The sequence below is a fragment of the Siminovitchia fordii DSM 16014 = CIP 108821 genome (assembly GCF_000374565.1).
Lineage (GTDB): Bacteria > Bacillota > Bacilli > Bacillales > Bacillaceae_C > Siminovitchia > Siminovitchia fordii.
In genome coordinates this window covers 35508-51203 of record NZ_KB894708.1, presented here as the reverse complement: position 1 = coordinate 51203, position 15696 = coordinate 35508, and the positions used below count along the sequence as shown (strand labels likewise).

Below are 15696 nucleotides of genomic sequence, written 5' to 3'. Positions count from 1 at the left end.
CCCTCCTTCAAAACGTCGAAACTCCGGCCACTATTTCAATAAATACTGCCCGAAATTCCCCATGTTACATTTCATCTTTGCAACAACTGGTGAGGAAAAATCGAATTTTCACGATAAATTCATATATTACCCCATTATAGACAGGTAATACAGAATTTATACAAATTCATTATACACGACGACGTTTTGGTGGACGGCATCCGTTATGAGGAACAGGAGTTACGTCCCTGATGGCTGTTACCTCAAGTCCGGCAGCTTGAAGTGCACGAATGGCAGCTTCACGTCCTGCGCCAGGTCCTTTTACGGTTACTTCAAGAGTTCTCATTCCATGCTCCATGGATGCTTTTGCAGCTGTTTCAGCAGCCATTTGTGCAGCATATGGAGTGGATTTACGGGATCCTTTGAATCCAAGCGCTCCGGCAGAAGACCAGGATACTGCGTTACCTTGAGAATCAGTGATTGTTACAATTGTATTGTTAAAAGTGGAGCGGATGTGCGCAATCCCACTTTCAATATTCTTTTTCACACGACGTTTACGAGTGTTAGTTCTGCGTGCCATTGATTAAAAACCTCCTTTACTTATTATTTTTTCTTACCTGCTACAGTTTTACGTGGTCCTTTACGTGTACGAGCATTGTTCTTTGTGTTTTGTCCACGTACAGGAAGTCCGCGGCGGTGGCGAAGACCACGATAAGAACCAATTTCCATCAAGCGTTTGACGTTCAAAGACACTTCACGGCGAAGGTCACCTTCAACTTTCAATGTGTCAATGATTCCGCGGATTTTATCAAGTTCGTCGTCAGTCAAGTCGCGTACGCGTGTATCTTCGGAAACACCTGCTTCTGCAAGAATTTTAGAAGCCGTGTTTTGACCGATTCCATAAATGTATGTCAAAGCAATTATTACGCGTTTTTCACGTGGAATATCTACACCAGCAATACGTGCCATGGATTAGCACCTCCTTCATTATCCTTGTTTTTGTTTATGCTTAGGGTTTTCACAGATCACCATGACTTTGCCTTTTCTACGGATGATTTTGCACTTCTCGCAGATCGGCTTCACTGATGGCCGTACTTTCATTTTTTAAAAACCTCCTTAAGAGCCTGAAGTGCACACTTATTTAAAACGGTAAGTGATTCTTCCTCTGGTTAAATCGTACGGAGAAAGTTCCACGGTTACTCTATCACCAGGCAAAATTCGAATGAAATGCATGCGGATCTTCCCTGATACATGTGCAAGTACCGTATGACCATTTTCTAATTCTACCTTAAACATGGCATTTGGCAAAGTATCAACTACCTTGCCTTCAACTTCAATTACATCTTCCTTCGCCATCATACTCGTCTCCCTTCTCTAAAGCTTCCAAAACATCTTCCATGAATTTTCCAAGAGCCCATCGCAACTTCCCGTTAGTGACTTTGCCGGTATCCAGCAAACTGCTGCGCACCTCCGGAGAAATATAGTCATAACATTGAAGGTGTTGGATGTTTTTCTTTTTGGGGCGATCAAATTTTCGTTTGTCGCCATCCGCAATAAAAACAAACCGTTCATCAATGAGTTGAATAACAATCGCGAACTGCCCGGTATCCCGCCCTTTATTGATAGAAACAATTTGACCTATCTCAGGGCTCGAATCAGACTCTTTCAACCCGATCACCTGCGCTCACAATCTTGTTAATATCTCAAAACCCGTATCTGTAATGGCTATCGTGTGTTCAAAATGTGCACACATTTTGCCGTCAACCGTCACGACCGTCCAATTGTCCGCCAACGTTTTTACATAGCGGCTGCCAGCATTTACCATTGGTTCAATGGCAAGCACCATGCCAGGTCGTAAACGAGGTCCTTTATTCGGATGTCCATAGTTTGGGATTTGCGGATCCTCATGCAAGCCTTGACCAATACCATGCCCTACATACTCACGGACAATGGAAAATCCATTGGCTTCCACATACGTTTGAACCGCATGGGAAATGTTCGAAAGACGAGCGCCCGGCTTCGCTTCTTCCAAGCCTTTATAGAGGGATTCCTCTGTAACATCAAGCAATCTCTGTGTGTCGTCATCGATCTTGCCGACTGCATAAGTCCACGCGGAATCACCGTGATAGCCGTTGTATTCGGCTCCGATGTCCAATGTGATGATATCGCCGTCCTTCAGGACACGGTCACCTGGTATACCGTGAACAAGTTCTTCGTTCACAGACGCACAGACACTTCCTTTAAAACCGTTATACCCAAGGAAGGATGGATAGGCATCATGCTTTTTAATGAACTTTTCAGCAATCGAATCGATTTCTCTTGTTGTGATCTCCGGCTGAATATGCTTTACCAGCTCTTGATGAGTCAGCGCAACAATTCTTCCCGCTTCTCTCATAATTTCTATCTCTCGAGGTGTTTTGCAAATAATCATTATTTCAAATCCCTTAGAAGTGAATCGATATCAGAGAAGACCTGATCAATGTGCTGCTGCCCATTGATGTTTTTCAAATAGCCTTTATCCTGATAAAAATCGAGGAGTGGCTGTGTCTGTTTCACATTTACTTCAAGTCTGTTCTGAACTGTTTCTTCATTATCATCAGGACGTTGATACAGCCCTCCGCCGCAACGATCACATGTGCCTGTTTCGGCAGGCGGGTTAAAGACTAGATGATAAGTGGCACCGCAGCTTTTACAAATACGACGCCCTGTCAGTCTTTCCATCAGAATTTCTTGGTCTACTTGAATATTGATCACATAGTCAATTTTTCTTCCAAGCTCTGAGAGGATGTTTTCAAGAGCTTCGGCCTGCGGGACTGTTCTCGGGAAGCCGTCCAAAAGGAATCCATTGTCGCAATCCGCTTTGCTCAAGCGTTCACGAACAATTCCGATTGTCACTTCATCCGGAACAAGCTCGCCTTTATCCATAAAGGATTTGGCTTGCATGCCAAGCTCCGTACCTTCGCTCATCGCAGCTCGGAACATATCTCCTGTAGAAATGTGCGGGATGCTGTATTTTTCCACAATCTTTTCGGCTTGTGTACCTTTGCCCGCTCCAGGAAGTCCCATCAATACTAAATTCATTCATACCGCCCCTTGCTATCATTCGGGTAGACTGACCCGTCTGTTATTTAATGAAGCCTTTATAGTGGCGCTTGACTAATTGAGCCTCCAGTTGTTTCATCGTCTCCAGCGCAACACCGACAACAATTAACAATCCTGTTCCACCAATTTGGGCAGCCTGAGGCAATCCTGCGAATTTGATAAAAAATACCGGCAAGATTGATATGAGTGCCAGAAAAATTGCACCGACAAAAGTCAGTCTGTACAAAACACGTGTCATGTACTCCTGAGTGTTTTTGCCCGGTCGTATTCCCGGTATATAACCGCCCTGCTTCTTCAGATTTTCAGCAACCTGCTCAGGATTGACCTGAACAAACGCGTAAAAATAAGTAAAGGCAATAATCAATGCAACATAAATGATCATTCCGACTGGTTTCGTATGGTCAAAAAACGATTGAATCGTGCTTGCCAGTTCACTGGAACCAAAGAATGTCGTAATCGTTTGTGGAGTAACAATAAACGCGCTCGCGAAAATAACTGGAATAACTCCAGCGGCATTCACCTTTAAAGGCAAATGTGTATTTTGTCCTCCGACAGGGCTGCGTCCATCCACTCTTTTTGCATATTGGATTGGAATTTTACGCAATGCCTGCTGGACAAATACAACGCCAACAATGATGGCAATAACAGCAAGCAGGATGAGCAGCATGACGACAATTCGTATAAATAATTGGTCTCCTGCACCTTCAAACTGCTGAGCATAAATCTGGTTCACAGCATTTGGAATTCCAGCAACAATCCCAGCAAAGATGATGATGGAAATGCCGTTCCCTGCGCCATGTGATGTGATTTGCTCGCCCAGCCACATCAAAAACGCTGTCCCAGCAGTCAAAACGATGGCAATGGTGATATACGTGGTGATTCCGGGATCTTTGATCAACTGAAGCTGTGTCATCCGATTGAACCCGAAAGACATGCCTAACGCTTGGATGAAAGCAAGAACAATTGTGAAGTAGCGGGTAAACTGTGCCAGTTTACGCCTTCCCACTTCACCTTGCTTGGACCATTCAGTGAATTTTGGCACGACATCCATTTGCAACAGTTGGACGATAATGGATGCCGTAATATACGGCATGATACCCATCGCAAAAATAGAGAAATTTTGCAGGGCACCGCCGCCAAAAATATTCATAAAGCCAAACAAACTGGCTTGGTCTTGCATTTTCAGTACGTTTGCATCAACGTTCGGAACCGGAATGAAAGCACCGACCCGAAAGACGATCAGCATCAATAAGGTAAAAATGATTTTTCTCCTTATATCCCGCACACGCATAAGGTTGGAGATCGTTTGAAACATTAAACCACCTCAGTTGAACCGCCGGCAGCTTCAATGGCTTCTTTTGCAGCAGACGAGAATTTGTTCGCTTTTACTGTCAGCTTCTTCTCGATGTTACCTTTCGCAAGAATTTTGATGCCGGACTTTTCATTCCGAACAACTCCAGTTTCAATCAAAAGTTCAGGAGTCACTTCAGTTCCGTCTTCAAAGCGGTTCAATGCGTCCAAGTTAACGACCGCATACTCTTTGCGATTAATGTTTGTGAAACCGCGCTTAGGCAAACGTTGGAATAAAGGCGTTTGGCCACCTTCGAATCCAAGGCGCACGCCGCCGCCTGAGCGGGCATTTTGCCCTTTATGTCCTCTGCCGGCAGTTTTGCCGTTGCCTGAACCAATGCCGCGTCCTACACGGTTGCGCTCTTTGCGAGCCCCTTTAGCAGGTTTTAATTCATGAAGTTTCATTTTGCGCACCTCCTTCATTCTTTGATGATTATTGCTCTTTTACTTCTACAAGATGGGAAACTTTGTTGATCATTCCCCGAATAGCCGGATTATCATCGTGTTCGACTGTCTGGTGAAGCTTGCGCAACCCAAGTGCTTTTACAGTATCACGCTGATCTTGTGTCCGTCCAATCAAGCTACGTTTGAGGGTGACTGCTAATTTTTGTGCCATAATCTTCCCCTCCTTAACCTAACAATTCTTCTACTGTTTTATTGCGAAGTTTCGCTACATCTTCAGCACGTTTCAAGTTTTTAATACCTTCAACTGTTGCACGAACCATGTTAATCGGTGTGCTGGATCCAAGGGATTTTGATGTGATGTCTGCTACACCAGCAAGCTCAAGCACCGCACGGACAGGTCCTCCTGCAATAACTCCGGTACCCGCACTGGCCGGCTTAAGCAATACTTGCCCACCACCGTAACGGCCGATGATTTCATGTGGAATAGTTGAGTCGACTAAAGGTACTTCAACCATGTTCTTTTTAGCATCTTCAATGGCTTTGCGGATAGCTTCAGGAACTTCTTGTGCTTTTCCGGTACCGAAACCGACATGACCGTTCCTATCACCTACTACAACCAATGCAGTAAAGCGGAAGCGTCGTCCACCTTTCACAACTTTTGCCACACGGTTTACTGTAACTACGCGTTCTTCCAGTTCAAGTTTGTTCGCATCAATTTGACGCATGTAGTCCGTCCCTCCTTTTATTAAAATTCCAGTCCATTTTCACGTGCTGCATCAGCTAATGCTTTTACACGTCCATGGTATAAGTAACCGCCGCGGTCAAATACCACTGATTTGATTTTCTTATCCGCTGCTCGCTTTGCGATGAGCTCTCCCACTTTTTGGGCAGCCTCTGCATTGCCGGCAGACTCGATTTTAAGCTCTTTGTCAAGAGAGGAGGCACTTGCTAATGTTACCCCATTTTCATCGTCGATCAATTGAGCGTAAATGTTTTTATTAGAACGGTATACGCTTAGACGTGGACGCGCTTCTGTTCCGCTGATTTTCGTACGGACGCGTGCGTGTCTTTTTTTGCGCACCTTGTTCTTATCAAGCTTTGTAATCATGCGAGTCACTCCTTTCAATGCCTAGCGGCTTTATTTACCTGTTTTACCTTCTTTGCGGCGTACATATTCACCTTCGTAGCGAATTCCTTTGCCTTTGTATGGCTCAGGAGGACGTACAGCGCGAATGTCAGAAGCTAATGCTCCGACTCTTTCTTTGTTATAGCCTTTGACGATCACTTTTGTGTTGGATGGTACGTCAATTTCAATACCGTCTTCCGGATCGAACTCCACAGGGTGGGAATAGCCGACGTTCAACACAAGCTTCTTGCCTTGTTTTTGCGCACGGTAACCGACACCGACAAGCTCAAGTGATTTTTCAAAGCCTTTTGAGACACCTTCTACCATGTTTGCGATGAGGGAACGAGTTGTTCCATGTAGGGAGCGGTGCTCTTTAGCATCTGAAGGACGAGTCACGTTGATGACATTGTCTTCGATGCTGATATTGATATCTGAATTGAATGTGTTGCTCAGTTCACCTTTTGGCCCTTTGACAGTCACTTTATTTCCGTCTTGAGTCACTGTTACGCCAGAAGGGATTTCAATTGGTTTCTTGCCTATACGGGACATGTGTTGCACCTCCGTTCTTTCTGCTATATTACCAAACGTATGCGAGTACTTCGCCGCCGACTTGTTTAGCTCTTGCTTCCTTATCAGAAAGTACTCCCTGAGAAGTTGATACAAGCGCAATTCCAAGACCGTTCAATACTTTTGGAACTTCATTGGCTTTCGCGTAAACACGCAGACCGGGTTTGCTGATACGCTTTAATCCGGTAATAACGCGCTCGTTATTCGCTCCATATTTAAGAAAAATGCGGATGATACCTTGCTTGTTATCTTCGATAAATTCTACATCGCGGATGAAACCTTCTTTTTTAAGGATTTCAGCAATGTCCCTCTTTATTTTAGAAGCTGGAATTTCCAATTTCTCGTGGCGGACCATGTTCGCGTTTCGAATTCTTGTAAGCAAGTCTGCAATTGGATCAGTCATAACCATTAATATTTACCTCCTTCCCAATATCGGGCTTACCAGCTGGCTTTTTTAACGCCTGGAATTTGGCCTTTGTAGGCTAATTCACGGAAACAGATACGGCATAATTTAAATTTGCGAAGAACTGAATGCGGACGACCGCAACGTTCGCAGCGTGTGTATTCCTGAACTTTATACTTAGGCGTACGTTTCTGCTTGACTACCATTGATTTCTTAGCCACTATTTCGCCTCCCTTTTACGATTACTTTTGAAATGGCATTCCAAATCCAGTTAATAGTTCGCGCGCTTCTTCGTCTGTGTTTGCTGTCGTTACGATGACGATGTCCATTCCGCGAACTTTGTTTACTTTATCGTAATCAATTTCTGGGAAAATGAGCTGCTCTTTGATTCCGAGTGTATAGTTGCCGCGTCCGTCAAATGCCTTCTTGGAAATTCCACGGAAGTCACGTACACGTGGCAATGATACAGAAACCAATTTGTCAAAGAACTCATACATGCGCTCGCCGCGAAGTGTCACTTTTGCGCCGATCGGCATTCCTTCACGAAGACGGAATCCCGCAATGGATTTTTTCGCTCTTGTCACAACCGGTTTTTGACCTGTGATCAAAGAAAGTTCTTCCACTGCATTATCAAGTGCTTTAGCATTTTGGACAGCGTCGCCGACGCCCATGTTAATTACGATCTTTTCAATTTTTGGTACTTGCATGACAGATTTATAATTAAACTTGCTCATAAGAGCAGGAGTGATTTCTTTTTGATATTTTTCCTTTAGGCGGTTCATTTTGTGTACCTCCCTTCTTCTGCTTACTGGCTAATAATCTTGTCTTTTACGTCTTTGTCTAAAACTTCACCGGATTTTTTGGATACCCGGACACTTTTGACCTTTTCTACACCATCTTTGCCTTTAATCGTTACTTTTTTGTAACCGATTCTTGTTGGCTCATTTGTTTTTGGATCGATGACCATTACGTTTGAAACATGTATGGCTGCTTCTTTGTCAAAAATTCCGCCTTGCGGATTTTCTTGGGAAGGTTTCGCATGTTTCTTCACAATGTTAACCCCTTCGACAAGTACACGTTCTTTTTTAGGGAATGCCGCAAGCACTGTGCCTGTTTTCCCTTTATCCTTGCCGGAAAGGACCATCACTTTGTCGCCTGTTTTAACGTGCATTTGAATCGCACCTCCTTGAGTGACCGAATCATGGATTTATATTAAAGAACCTCTGGAGCCAGAGAAACAATTTTCATGAAGTTTTTATCGCGGAGCTCGCGGGCCACTGGTCCGAAAATCCGGGTTCCTCTTGGAGCCTGATCGTCACGGATAATGACGCATGCATTTTCATCAAATTTGATGTAGGAACCATCCGGACGGCGTGCACCTGTTTTGGAGCGGACGATAACAGCTTTGACAACATCACCTTTTTTGACAACGCCACCTGGTGTTGCATTTTTCACCGTACACACAATGACATCACCGATGTTTGCTGTTTTGCGCCCAGAACCACCAAGTACCTTGATTGTCAACACTTCACGTGCGCCGGAGTTGTCAGCTACTTTCAAACGGGATTCTTGTTGGATCATTTGTTTTACCTCCCTTCGGATTCAACTATCCGAAACAATATTAAATGATAACCGCTTTTTCTACTACCTCTACAAGACGGAAACGTTTTGTAGCCGATAGAGGGCGAGTTTCCATAATACGGACAATGTCCCCAACTTTAGCTTCGTTTTGCTCATCATGAGCTTTGAATTTCTTGGAATACTTTACACGTTTCCCATACAAGCTGTGTTTTTTATATGTTTCAACCATTACTGTAACGGTTTTATCCATTTTATCGGAGACAACACGACCTGTGTACACTTTACGCTGATTGCGTTCAGCCATATCCGCAACCTCCTTTCACCTATCGATTGGTTATGCCGATCTCTCTTTCACGAATGATCGTTTTCATGCGGGCGATCCCTTTGCGGACCTCTCGGATGCGGGCGGTATTTTCCAATTGCCCTGTAGCTAGCTGGAAGCGAAGGTTAAATAACTCTTCCTTTAAAGACTTGATATTCTGTTCAACTTCGGCAGTGGTCAAATCACGGATTTCTTTAGCCTTCATTTCGTTCACCACCAATTTCTTCTCGTTTAACAAACTTACATTTTACTGGAAGTTTGTGGGATGCAAGACGAAGTGCTTCACGAGCCACCTCTTCAGATACACCAGCAATTTCAAACATGATCTTGCCGGGTTTTACTACAGCTACCCAGCCTTCAGGAGCCCCTTTACCGGAACCCATCCGTACTTCCAAAGGTTTAGCTGTATAAGCTTTATGAGGGAAAATTTTAATCCATACTTTACCGCCACGTTTCATATAACGTGTCATGGCGATCCTTGCTGCTTCAATTTGGCGGTTTGTGATCCAAGAAGCTTCAAGAGCTTGAAGACCGTATTCACCGAATGCTACTTCAGTGCCGCCTTTTGCTTTACCGCGCATGTTTCCACGATGTGGACGACGGTATTTCACTCTTTTAGGCATTAACATGATTAATTTCCTCCTTCCTCAGACTTTTTCTTTTCTGGAAGGACCTCTCCACGGTAAATCCAAACTTTTACGCCGAGCTTACCGTATGTTGTATCTGCTTCAGCATGTGCATAGTCGATATCTGCGCGAAGTGTGTGAAGTGGAACAGTTCCTTCGCTGTAGTGTTCCGAACGAGCGATATCAGCTCCGCCAAGTCGGCCGGAAACCATTGTTTTGATACCTTGTGCACCTGCACGCAATGTACGCTGGATCGCCTGCTTTTGCGCACGGCGGAAAGAGATCCGGCTTTCCAATTGACGAGCGATGTTTTCAGCAACAAGTTTCGCATCCAAATCAGCTTTTTTGATTTCAACGATGTTGATATGAACTCGTTTGCCTGTAAGCTTGTTTAATGCTTTTCTTAGGGCTTCTACTTCACTTCCACCTTTACCGATAACCATTCCAGGCTTGGCTGTGTGGACAGTGATGTTGATGCGGTTTGCAGCACGTTCGATTTCAATTTTGGAAACCGAAGCGTCTTTGAGACGATTTTCGATGTATTCACGCACCTTTATATCTTCGTGAAGTAAAGTTGCGTATTCTTTGTCTGCGTACCACTTGGATTCCCAATCACGAATAATGCCGATACGCATTCCAATAGGGTTTACTTTTTGACCCACGAACTACCCCTCCTTCTGTTCTGATACCACAATTGTAATGTGGCTTGTTCGTTTGTTGATTTGGCTAGCTCTACCTTGAGCACGTGGTCTAAAACGTTTCATTGTCGGACCTTCATCAACATATACTTTCGATACTAAAAGGTTGTTTACGTCCATGTCATAGTTATGCTCTGCATTTGCTACAGCAGACTTCAAAAGCTTTTCTACAACCGGAGAAGCTGCTTTTGGAGTATGCTTCAAGATGGCAATTGCTTCGCCTACTTGCTTTCCTCGAATAAGATCGACGACCAGGCGTGCTTTACGAGGAGCAATTCTAACTGTTCTAGCAACAGCTTTTGCTTGCATTAGGATGCCCTCCTCTCATTAGCGTCTTGTTTTTTTGTCATCTGCGGCATGACCTCTATAAGTACGAGTTGGCGCAAATTCACCGAGCTTGTGGCCAACCATATCTTCACTGATGTAAACTGGAACATGCTTGCGTCCATCATAGACTGCGATTGTATGTCCGACAAACACCGGGAAAATTGTGGAACGGCGAGACCAAGTTTTGATCACTTGTTTCTTGTCAGATTCATTTAAGTTCTCAACTTTTTTCATCAAATGCTCATCTACAAAAGGTCCTTTTTTTAGGCTACGACCCATGCTAGTACCTCCCTTCGTGATTGCGCTACGGTCCGATAAAAGAACCGTAGGACAACCTCGTTATTTTTTACGGCGGCGGACGATAAATTTATCCGACTTGTTTGTTTTCTTCCTTGTTTTGTAACCAAGAGTTGGTTTACCCCAAGGAGTAACAGGAGACTTGCGACCGATTGGTGATCTTCCTTCCCCTCCACCATGTGGATGGTCGTTAGGGTTCTTAACGGAACCGCGAACGTGAGGACGTCTGCCCAACCAGCGTGAACGACCTGCTTTACCGATTGTTACAAGCTCATGCTGCTCATTACCCACTTCACCGACTGTTGCACGGCAAGTAGCAAGGATCATGCGCACTTCACCTGAGTTCAAACGGACAAGCACATATTTTGTACCTTCTTTACCAAGAACCTGAGCTGAAGTTCCAGCGGAACGGATAAGTTGGCCACCTTTACCAGGTTTCAACTCGATGTTGTGTACAACTGTACCAACCGGAATGGAAGAAAGCGGAAGAGCATTTCCTACTTTGATGTCAGCTTCAGGACCAGACATGATTTCCATGCCTACTTGAAGGTTTTTTGGAGCTAGAATATAACGCTTTTCACCATCATTATAGTGGATCAAAGCAATGTTTGCGGAACGGTTCGGATCGTATTCGATAGTAGCAACGCGTCCGGGTATACCATCTTTGTTGCGTTTGAAGTCGATGATACGATATTGGCGTTTATGACCGCCTCCGCGATGACGAACTGTAGTCCTACCTTGGCTGTTACGGCCGCCTTTTCTGTTAAGAGGCGCAAGCAATGTTTTTTCCGGTTTATCAGTAGTAATCTCGGAAAAATCCAAGCTAGTCATGTTGCGTCGACCGTTGGAGGTAGGTTTATATTTTTTGATCGCCATTTTTTTCCCTCCTCTACTTTTATTAAAAGATTAAAGATTAAACTTCAAAGAACTCGATTTCTTTACTGTCTTCAGTCAAAGTGACCACTGCTTTGCGGCGTTTGTTTGTATAGCCTGCAAAACGGCCCATACGTTTAAATTTCCCTTTGTAGTTCATGACATTGACTTTTGCGACTTTTACATCAAAGATACTTTCGACTGCGTCTTTAACCTGTGTTTTGTTGGCTCTGACGTCAACTTCGAAAGTATACTTTTTGTCAGCTGTCATGTCCATGGAACGCTCTGTGATTACGGGGCGCTTTATAACGTCACGTGCATCCATTACCCAAGCACCTCCTCGACTTTTTCAACTGCGGCTTTCGTCAGGATCAATGTCTCATGTCCAACAACGTCAAGTACGTTGATGCTGTTTGCATCGATCACAGTAACTCCTGGAATGTTTCTTGCGGAAAGTGCCACATTGTCTTCTTGAACATCAGTAACAACCAACGCTTTTTTGCCGACCGGAAGGTTTTTCAAAACCTTAGCAAATTCCTTTGTTTTAGGAGCATCGAAAGTTAATGCCTCTACTACAAGGATGCTTTCCTCCTGTACTTTTGCAGATAGCGCTGATTTGATGGCCAGACGGCGTACTTTCTTAGGAAGCTTGTAGCTGTAGCTGCGTGGAACTGGTCCGAATACTGTTCCACCACCGCGCCATTGTGGTGAGCGGATAGATCCTTGGCGTGCTCTGCCTGTTCCTTTTTGACGCCATGGCTTGCGTCCGCCGCCGCGCACTTCTGAACGTGTTTTCACTTTAGATGTACCTTGTCTTAATGAAGCTTGTTGCATAACAATCGCTTCAAACAAAACATGGTTGTTTGGCTCGATCCCAAAAATAGATTCGTTGAGATCCAACTCTCCAACTTTAGAACCTTCTTGATTATATACGGCTACTTTTGGCATTTCATTTCCTCCTTTCCTTACGAAATTATTTATTTAACTTTGATTCCAGTTTTGATTTCAAGCAATGCTTTTTTCGGTCCAGGAACATTTCCTTTGATCAAAAGAAGATTGCGTTCTGCATCAACCTTGACAATTTGAAGGTTTTGAACAGTAATTTTCTGTCCGCCCATTTGTCCAGGCAATTTCTTTTGTTTGAATACACGAGCTGGGTCAACAGCACCCATTGATCCAGGGCTACGGTGGAAGTGGGAACCGTGGGACATTGGTCCGCGGCCTTGGCCGTGGCGTTTAATAACACCTTGGAAACCTTTCCCTTTAGAAATTCCTGTTACATCCACTACATCGCCATCTGCGAAAATATCAACTTTGACCTCTTGACCAACTTCATATTCATCTAGATTTACGTTTTTCAACTCACGTACGAAGCGCTTAGGTGCAGTTTCCGCTTTGGCAACGTGCCCTTTTTCAGGTTTGTTGGCTAGCTTTTCGCGCTTGTCTTCAAAACCAATTTGAACAGCTTCGTATCCGTCCGTCTCCACTGTTTTCTTTTGAAGAACAACGTTAGGAGCAGCCTCTACAACTGTTACAGGGAGCAGTTGTCCGTCTTCAGCAAAAATCTGCGTCATACCTATTTTTCTACCTAAGATTCCTTTGGCCATGAGTTACACCTCCTGCTTTCTTTCATTAATATTTATTAAAGTTTGATTTCAATGTCTACGCCGGATGGCAAGTCAAGTCTCATCAACGAATCCACAGTTTGTGGTGTTGGGCTGATGATATCGATCAGGCGTTTATGTGTCCGCATTTCAAATTGCTCGCGGGAGTCTTTGTATTTATGAACCGCACGCAAGATTGTGTAAACAGATTTCTCTGTCGGAAGCGGAATCGGTCCTGATACATTTGCACCTGAACGTTTTGCCGTTTCTACAATCTTTTCTGCTGACTGATCCAAAATTCTGTGATCATAAGCCTTTAATCTAATCCGGATTTTTTGTTTTGCCATTACTTTCCCTCCTTTTCGCCTATTTTAAAAATAGACATACTCCGCAGAAATTTCCCCCACACTCGCCATGGCAAAGCGGCCGGGTGTGTCGGCAACCTTCCGCATCATTGCTGTCAAATGACCAACATTATACATTATACATACAATAGAGAGCCATTGCAATATGAAACAAGAAATAATGCCGCTAATTTGACTGTTTTATTATACAGACGTTCCAACAATTTTTCAACATTGGAATTCCTCTCGATTTTTTCGGATAAGTTTGTACCCTTGATTTTTATAAAGACAAATTTTTTGCCTAAAAATAGTTTACAAATCCTCTTGGTTTGTATATTATGGTTAATAAGTTTCCCTAGGGCAACTATTTGTCTCTCGGGCAATAATCGGATATTTGCTTTAATTGCTTTAAATAAATAAACACAGTTAGAGAAGAAGGTGATTCATGATGAACAAAAACAATTTAACGGTCAGTCACCTCCACGTTTCTTATCATGGGAATGAAGTGCTTCGTGATATCAATTTCACCATTGAAACGGGTAAACTGATCGGCATTATCGGACCAAACGGCGCCGGAAAATCAACGATGATGAAAGCGATGCTCGGACTGATTCCGAAAGACAGCGGCGGCATTGAAATCGGAGGAAGACCTATTCAAGAAATAAGAAAAAAAATTGCTTACGTTCCTCAGCGCTCCAATATTGATTGGGATTTTCCAATTGTGGTAAAAGATACGGTACTTCTTGGCACTTATCCCAAGCTTGGACTTTTTCGCCGTCCAACAAAAAAAGACAAAGAGTGGGCGATAGAATGTCTAGCAAAAGTTGGGATGGAGAACTTTGCGAACAGCCAAATTGGTGAGTTGTCAGGCGGTCAGCAGCAACGTGTCTTTCTTGCACGATCTCTTGCTCAAAGGGCAGAGCTTTTCTTCCTGGATGAACCATTTGTCGGAATTGATGTTTCCAGTGAAGAAGTCATCATTAACATATTAAAAAGTTTAAGAGACCAAGGTAAGACAGTATTTGTTGTCCACCATGATTTGACAAAGGTAGAACATTATTTCGATGATCTGATTCTTATTAATAAGGAATTGATCGGGGCAGGGCCTGTAGATCGCGTCTTTCGGCCGGAATTGATGCAGGCTGCCTACAAAGCACCACTCAGCATGTTAGGAAGTCTGGGGGTAGGAGTATAGTGGAATTCATAAATGATCTAATGGCTTATGAATTTTTACAGAAAGCTTTTATCACGTCTGTCATGGTCGGAATTATTTGTGGCGTGATTGGCAGCTTTATCATCCTTCGCGGAATGGCACTGATGGGAGATGCCATCTCACACGCAGTTCTTCCAGGCGTCGCCATATCTTATATGTTGGGAATCAATTATTTCTACGGAGCAGTTGTGACGGGTGTGCTGACTTCCCTTGGCATCGGAGTGATAAGCCAAAATAGCCGGGTAAAAAATGATTCTTCGATCGGGCTTGTATTCTCCGCCATGTTCGCTTTGGGAATCATCTTGATCACCGAGGCCAAAAGTGCGACGGATCTTACACAGATTCTTTTTGGGAATGTCATTTCCGTCCGTTCTTCAGATATGTGGCTTACATTGATCGTCGGCAGCATTGTCATCTTGGCCGTTATACTTTTTTACAAAGAACTGCTTGTTTCAAGCTTCGATGAGACGATGGCTGCGGCATACGGTTTGAAAACCCGCTTGATTCATTATGGCATTATGGTTCTTCTAACACTTGTAACAGTCGCTTCTTTACAGACAGTAGGTGTCATTCTGGTAGTATCCATGTTGATCACACCGGCATCAACAGCTTACCTTCTAACAAATCGTTTATCTACAATGATTGTTCTGGCTGCCATCTTTGGTGCTTTATCGTCAATCATTGGGCTGTATTTCAGCTTCGCCTACAATTTGCCATCAGGACCAGTCATTGCTTTGGCAACGACAGCTATTTTTGCAATCGCTTTTGTCTTTTCCCCCAAACAGGGAATCATTTGGCGCTTACTCAAAGGCAGCAGAAAAAAAGCCGCAATGAACTAAATATCGGCGCATGTCCGACATCCTAATAATGAAAACAATG

At 43.8% G+C, this 15696-nt stretch carries 31 protein-coding genes; 2 read left to right on the top strand and 29 right to left on the bottom strand.

What is annotated here, in order from left to right; translation table 11 throughout:
- Positions 1-169 precede the first annotated feature (169 nt).
- From rpsK to rpsJ, 29 genes are read right to left on the bottom strand one after another with little or no spacing between them, the layout of a single operon-like run.
- Positions 170-559 (bottom strand): 30S ribosomal protein S11, encoded by a 390-nt coding sequence (gene rpsK / locus C509_RS0120230; protein ID WP_018708756.1) that lies wholly within the window; start codon positions 557-559, stop codon positions 170-172.
- Between the two features lie 23 nt (positions 560-582).
- Positions 583-948, bottom strand: a complete 366-nt coding sequence (gene rpsM / locus C509_RS0120225; protein ID WP_018708755.1) for a 30S ribosomal protein S13 — start codon at positions 946-948, stop codon at positions 583-585.
- Between the two features lie 18 nt (positions 949-966).
- Positions 967-1080 carry a 50S ribosomal protein L36 gene (rpmJ, locus tag C509_RS0120220; RefSeq protein ID WP_016205879.1) on the bottom strand — a complete coding sequence of 38 codons (114 nt, stop codon included), beginning with the start codon at positions 1078-1080 and terminating at the stop codon, positions 967-969.
- 36 nt (positions 1081-1116) lie between these two features.
- Positions 1117-1335, bottom strand: coding sequence for a translation initiation factor IF-1 (infA, locus tag C509_RS0120215; protein WP_018708754.1), 219 nt, complete (start codon positions 1333-1335; stop codon positions 1117-1119).
- A complete protein-coding gene (locus C509_RS0120210) occupies positions 1313-1648 on the bottom strand; it encodes a KOW domain-containing RNA-binding protein (protein WP_018708753.1) in 336 nt (111 codons plus the stop codon). Before C509_RS0120210 ends, infA begins: the two co-directional genes overlap by 23 nt.
- 15 nt (positions 1649-1663) lie before the next feature.
- The gene (gene map / locus C509_RS0120205; RefSeq protein WP_018708752.1) at positions 1664-2410 is read right to left on the bottom strand and encodes a type I methionyl aminopeptidase; all 747 of its coding nucleotides are present in this window, start codon (positions 2408-2410) and stop codon (positions 1664-1666) included.
- The gene (locus C509_RS0120200) at positions 2410-3060 is read right to left on the bottom strand and encodes an adenylate kinase (protein ID WP_018708751.1); all 651 of its coding nucleotides are present in this window, start codon (positions 3058-3060) and stop codon (positions 2410-2412) included. Before C509_RS0120200 ends, map begins: the two co-directional genes overlap by 1 nt.
- A gap of 43 nt (positions 3061-3103) precedes the next feature.
- Positions 3104-4396 (bottom strand): preprotein translocase subunit SecY, encoded by a 1293-nt coding sequence (gene secY, locus C509_RS0120195; protein WP_018708750.1) that lies wholly within the window; start codon positions 4394-4396, stop codon positions 3104-3106.
- Positions 4396-4836, bottom strand: a complete 441-nt coding sequence (gene rplO / locus C509_RS0120190) for a 50S ribosomal protein L15 (protein ID WP_018708749.1) — start codon at positions 4834-4836, stop codon at positions 4396-4398. Before rplO ends, secY begins: the two co-directional genes overlap by 1 nt.
- A gap of 28 nt (positions 4837-4864) precedes the next feature.
- Positions 4865-5047 carry a 50S ribosomal protein L30 gene (rpmD, locus tag C509_RS0120185; RefSeq protein WP_018708748.1) on the bottom strand — a complete coding sequence of 61 codons (183 nt, stop codon included), beginning with the start codon at positions 5045-5047 and terminating at the stop codon, positions 4865-4867.
- Positions 5048-5060: 13 nt separating this feature from the next.
- Complete coding sequence (gene rpsE, locus C509_RS0120180; protein ID WP_018708747.1) at positions 5061-5561, bottom strand: 30S ribosomal protein S5; 501 nt, start codon at positions 5559-5561, stop codon at positions 5061-5063.
- Between the two features lie 20 nt (positions 5562-5581).
- The gene (gene rplR / locus C509_RS0120175; RefSeq protein ID WP_018708746.1) at positions 5582-5944 is read right to left on the bottom strand and encodes a 50S ribosomal protein L18; all 363 of its coding nucleotides are present in this window, start codon (positions 5942-5944) and stop codon (positions 5582-5584) included.
- A 30-nt stretch (positions 5945-5974) separates the two neighbouring features.
- A complete protein-coding gene (gene rplF / locus C509_RS0120170) occupies positions 5975-6511 on the bottom strand; it encodes a 50S ribosomal protein L6 (protein WP_018708745.1) in 537 nt (178 codons plus the stop codon).
- A 28-nt stretch (positions 6512-6539) separates the two neighbouring features.
- Positions 6540-6938, bottom strand: coding sequence for a 30S ribosomal protein S8 (gene rpsH / locus C509_RS0120165; protein ID WP_018708744.1), 399 nt, complete (start codon positions 6936-6938; stop codon positions 6540-6542).
- A gap of 29 nt (positions 6939-6967) precedes the next feature.
- A complete protein-coding gene (locus tag C509_RS0120160) occupies positions 6968-7153 on the bottom strand; it encodes a type Z 30S ribosomal protein S14 (protein WP_018708743.1) in 186 nt (61 codons plus the stop codon).
- Positions 7154-7174: 21 nt separating this feature from the next.
- A complete protein-coding gene (gene rplE / locus C509_RS0120155; RefSeq protein ID WP_018708742.1) occupies positions 7175-7714 on the bottom strand; it encodes a 50S ribosomal protein L5 in 540 nt (179 codons plus the stop codon).
- Between the two features lie 23 nt (positions 7715-7737).
- Positions 7738-8103, bottom strand: coding sequence for a 50S ribosomal protein L24 (gene rplX, locus C509_RS0120150; RefSeq protein ID WP_018708741.1), 366 nt, complete (start codon positions 8101-8103; stop codon positions 7738-7740).
- Between the two features lie 41 nt (positions 8104-8144).
- Positions 8145-8513 carry a 50S ribosomal protein L14 gene (rplN, locus tag C509_RS0120145; protein ID WP_018708740.1) on the bottom strand — a complete coding sequence of 123 codons (369 nt, stop codon included), beginning with the start codon at positions 8511-8513 and terminating at the stop codon, positions 8145-8147.
- A gap of 40 nt (positions 8514-8553) precedes the next feature.
- A complete protein-coding gene (rpsQ, locus tag C509_RS0120140) occupies positions 8554-8817 on the bottom strand; it encodes a 30S ribosomal protein S17 (RefSeq protein ID WP_018708739.1) in 264 nt (87 codons plus the stop codon).
- A gap of 19 nt (positions 8818-8836) precedes the next feature.
- Positions 8837-9040 carry a 50S ribosomal protein L29 gene (gene rpmC / locus C509_RS0120135; protein ID WP_018708738.1) on the bottom strand — a complete coding sequence of 68 codons (204 nt, stop codon included), beginning with the start codon at positions 9038-9040 and terminating at the stop codon, positions 8837-8839.
- On the bottom strand, positions 9030-9464 hold the full coding sequence (rplP, locus tag C509_RS0120130) for a 50S ribosomal protein L16 (RefSeq protein ID WP_018708737.1): 435 nt from the start codon (positions 9462-9464) through the stop codon (positions 9030-9032). The genes rpmC and rplP overlap by 11 nt, the downstream gene beginning before the upstream one ends.
- Before the next feature lie 2 nt (positions 9465-9466).
- Positions 9467-10123 (bottom strand): 30S ribosomal protein S3, encoded by a 657-nt coding sequence (rpsC, locus tag C509_RS0120125; RefSeq protein WP_018708736.1) that lies wholly within the window; start codon positions 10121-10123, stop codon positions 9467-9469.
- A 3-nt stretch (positions 10124-10126) separates the two neighbouring features.
- Positions 10127-10468, bottom strand: a complete 342-nt coding sequence (rplV, locus tag C509_RS0120120; protein ID WP_018708735.1) for a 50S ribosomal protein L22 — start codon at positions 10466-10468, stop codon at positions 10127-10129.
- Between the two features lie 18 nt (positions 10469-10486).
- Positions 10487-10765 (bottom strand): 30S ribosomal protein S19, encoded by a 279-nt coding sequence (rpsS, locus tag C509_RS0120115; protein WP_018708734.1) that lies wholly within the window; start codon positions 10763-10765, stop codon positions 10487-10489.
- 60 nt (positions 10766-10825) lie between these two features.
- Entirely contained in the window at positions 10826-11659 is an 834-nt protein-coding gene (gene rplB, locus C509_RS0120110; protein ID WP_018708733.1) for a 50S ribosomal protein L2, read from the bottom strand.
- A gap of 37 nt (positions 11660-11696) precedes the next feature.
- On the bottom strand, positions 11697-11981 hold the full coding sequence (rplW, locus tag C509_RS0120105; protein ID WP_018708732.1) for a 50S ribosomal protein L23: 285 nt from the start codon (positions 11979-11981) through the stop codon (positions 11697-11699).
- On the bottom strand, positions 11981-12604 hold the full coding sequence (gene rplD, locus C509_RS0120100; RefSeq protein ID WP_018708731.1) for a 50S ribosomal protein L4: 624 nt from the start codon (positions 12602-12604) through the stop codon (positions 11981-11983). Before rplD ends, rplW begins: the two co-directional genes overlap by 1 nt.
- Before the next feature lie 29 nt (positions 12605-12633).
- Complete coding sequence (rplC, locus tag C509_RS0120095) at positions 12634-13263, bottom strand: 50S ribosomal protein L3 (protein ID WP_018708730.1); 630 nt, start codon at positions 13261-13263, stop codon at positions 12634-12636.
- Positions 13264-13298: 35 nt separating this feature from the next.
- Positions 13299-13607: a 30S ribosomal protein S10 gene (rpsJ, locus tag C509_RS0120090; RefSeq protein ID WP_018708729.1), complete on the bottom strand. Its 309-nt coding sequence runs from the start codon at positions 13605-13607 to the stop codon at positions 13299-13301.
- Between the two features lie 442 nt (positions 13608-14049).
- Here rpsJ and C509_RS0120085 point away from each other — a divergent pair, with 442 nt between their 5' ends.
- Together C509_RS0120085 and C509_RS0120080 are read left to right on the top strand one after the other, a co-directional pair.
- Complete coding sequence (locus tag C509_RS0120085) at positions 14050-14799, top strand: metal ABC transporter ATP-binding protein (protein WP_018708728.1); 750 nt, start codon at positions 14050-14052, stop codon at positions 14797-14799.
- 20 nt (positions 14800-14819) lie between these two features.
- On the top strand, positions 14820-15656 hold the full coding sequence (locus tag C509_RS0120080) for a metal ABC transporter permease (protein ID WP_169509273.1): 837 nt from the start codon (positions 14820-14822) through the stop codon (positions 15654-15656).
- Positions 15657-15696: the final 40 nt, after the last annotated feature.

Bases quoted from the DNA above. Each gene is read 5' to 3' on its own strand.
- rplN (WP_018708740.1), bottom strand. From the start codon at position 8,513: ATGATCCAACAAGAATCCCGTTTGAAAGTAGCTGACAACTCCGGCGCA.
- rpmC (WP_018708738.1), bottom strand. From the start codon at position 9,040: ATGAAGGCTAAAGAAATCCGTGATTTGACCACTGCCGAAGTTGAACAG.
- rplO (WP_018708749.1), bottom strand. From the start codon at position 4,836: ATGAAACTTCATGAATTAAAACCTGCTAAAGGGGCTCGCAAAGAGCGC.
- rpsK (WP_018708756.1), bottom strand. From the start codon at position 559: ATGGCACGCAGAACTAACACTCGTAAACGTCGTGTGAAAAAGAATATT.
- rplE (WP_018708742.1), bottom strand. From the start codon at position 7,714: ATGAACCGCCTAAAGGAAAAATATCAAAAAGAAATCACTCCTGCTCTT.
- secY (WP_018708750.1), bottom strand. From the start codon at position 4,396: ATGTTTCAAACGATCTCCAACCTTATGCGTGTGCGGGATATAAGGAGA.
- map (WP_018708752.1), bottom strand. From the start codon at position 2,410: ATGATTATTTGCAAAACACCTCGAGAGATAGAAATTATGAGAGAAGCG.
- rplV (WP_018708735.1), bottom strand. From the start codon at position 10,468: ATGCAAGCAAAAGCTGTTGCTAGAACAGTTAGAATTGCTCCTCGTAAA.
- rpsQ (WP_018708739.1), bottom strand. From the start codon at position 8,817: ATGGCTGAACGCAATCAGCGTAAAGTGTACACAGGTCGTGTTGTCTCC.
- C509_RS0120080 (WP_169509273.1), top strand. From the start codon at position 14,820: ATGGCTTATGAATTTTTACAGAAAGCTTTTATCACGTCTGTCATGGTC.
- rpmD (WP_018708748.1), bottom strand. From the start codon at position 5,047: ATGGCACAAAAATTAGCAGTCACCCTCAAACGTAGCTTGATTGGACGG.
- rplR (WP_018708746.1), bottom strand. From the start codon at position 5,944: ATGATTACAAAGCTTGATAAGAACAAGGTGCGCAAAAAAAGACACGCA.
- rplD (WP_018708731.1), bottom strand. From the start codon at position 12,604: ATGCCAAAAGTAGCCGTATATAATCAAGAAGGTTCTAAAGTTGGAGAG.
- rplB (WP_018708733.1), bottom strand. From the start codon at position 11,659: ATGGCGATCAAAAAATATAAACCTACCTCCAACGGTCGACGCAACATG.
- rpsH (WP_018708744.1), bottom strand. From the start codon at position 6,938: ATGGTTATGACTGATCCAATTGCAGACTTGCTTACAAGAATTCGAAAC.
- rpsE (WP_018708747.1), bottom strand. From the start codon at position 5,561: ATGCGTCAAATTGATGCGAACAAACTTGAACTGGAAGAACGCGTAGTT.
- rpsS (WP_018708734.1), bottom strand. From the start codon at position 10,765: ATGGGTCGTAGCCTAAAAAAAGGACCTTTTGTAGATGAGCATTTGATG.
- C509_RS0120200 (WP_018708751.1), bottom strand. From the start codon at position 3,060: ATGAATTTAGTATTGATGGGACTTCCTGGAGCGGGCAAAGGTACACAA.
- rpsJ (WP_018708729.1), bottom strand. From the start codon at position 13,607: ATGGCAAAACAAAAAATCCGGATTAGATTAAAGGCTTATGATCACAGA.
- C509_RS0120085 (WP_018708728.1), top strand. From the start codon at position 14,050: ATGATGAACAAAAACAATTTAACGGTCAGTCACCTCCACGTTTCTTAT.
- rpsM (WP_018708755.1), bottom strand. From the start codon at position 948: ATGGCACGTATTGCTGGTGTAGATATTCCACGTGAAAAACGCGTAATA.
- rplP (WP_018708737.1), bottom strand. From the start codon at position 9,464: ATGTTAATGCCTAAAAGAGTGAAATACCGTCGTCCACATCGTGGAAAC.
- rplX (WP_018708741.1), bottom strand. From the start codon at position 8,103: ATGCACGTTAAAACAGGCGACAAAGTGATGGTCCTTTCCGGCAAGGAT.
- rplF (WP_018708745.1), bottom strand. From the start codon at position 6,511: ATGTCCCGTATAGGCAAGAAACCAATTGAAATCCCTTCTGGCGTAACA.
- rplW (WP_018708732.1), bottom strand. From the start codon at position 11,981: ATGGATGCACGTGACGTTATAAAGCGCCCCGTAATCACAGAGCGTTCC.
- rpmJ (WP_016205879.1), bottom strand. From the start codon at position 1,080: ATGAAAGTACGGCCATCAGTGAAGCCGATCTGCGAGAAGTGCAAAATC.
- infA (WP_018708754.1), bottom strand. From the start codon at position 1,335: ATGGCGAAGGAAGATGTAATTGAAGTTGAAGGCAAGGTAGTTGATACT.
- rplC (WP_018708730.1), bottom strand. From the start codon at position 13,263: ATGGCCAAAGGAATCTTAGGTAGAAAAATAGGTATGACGCAGATTTTT.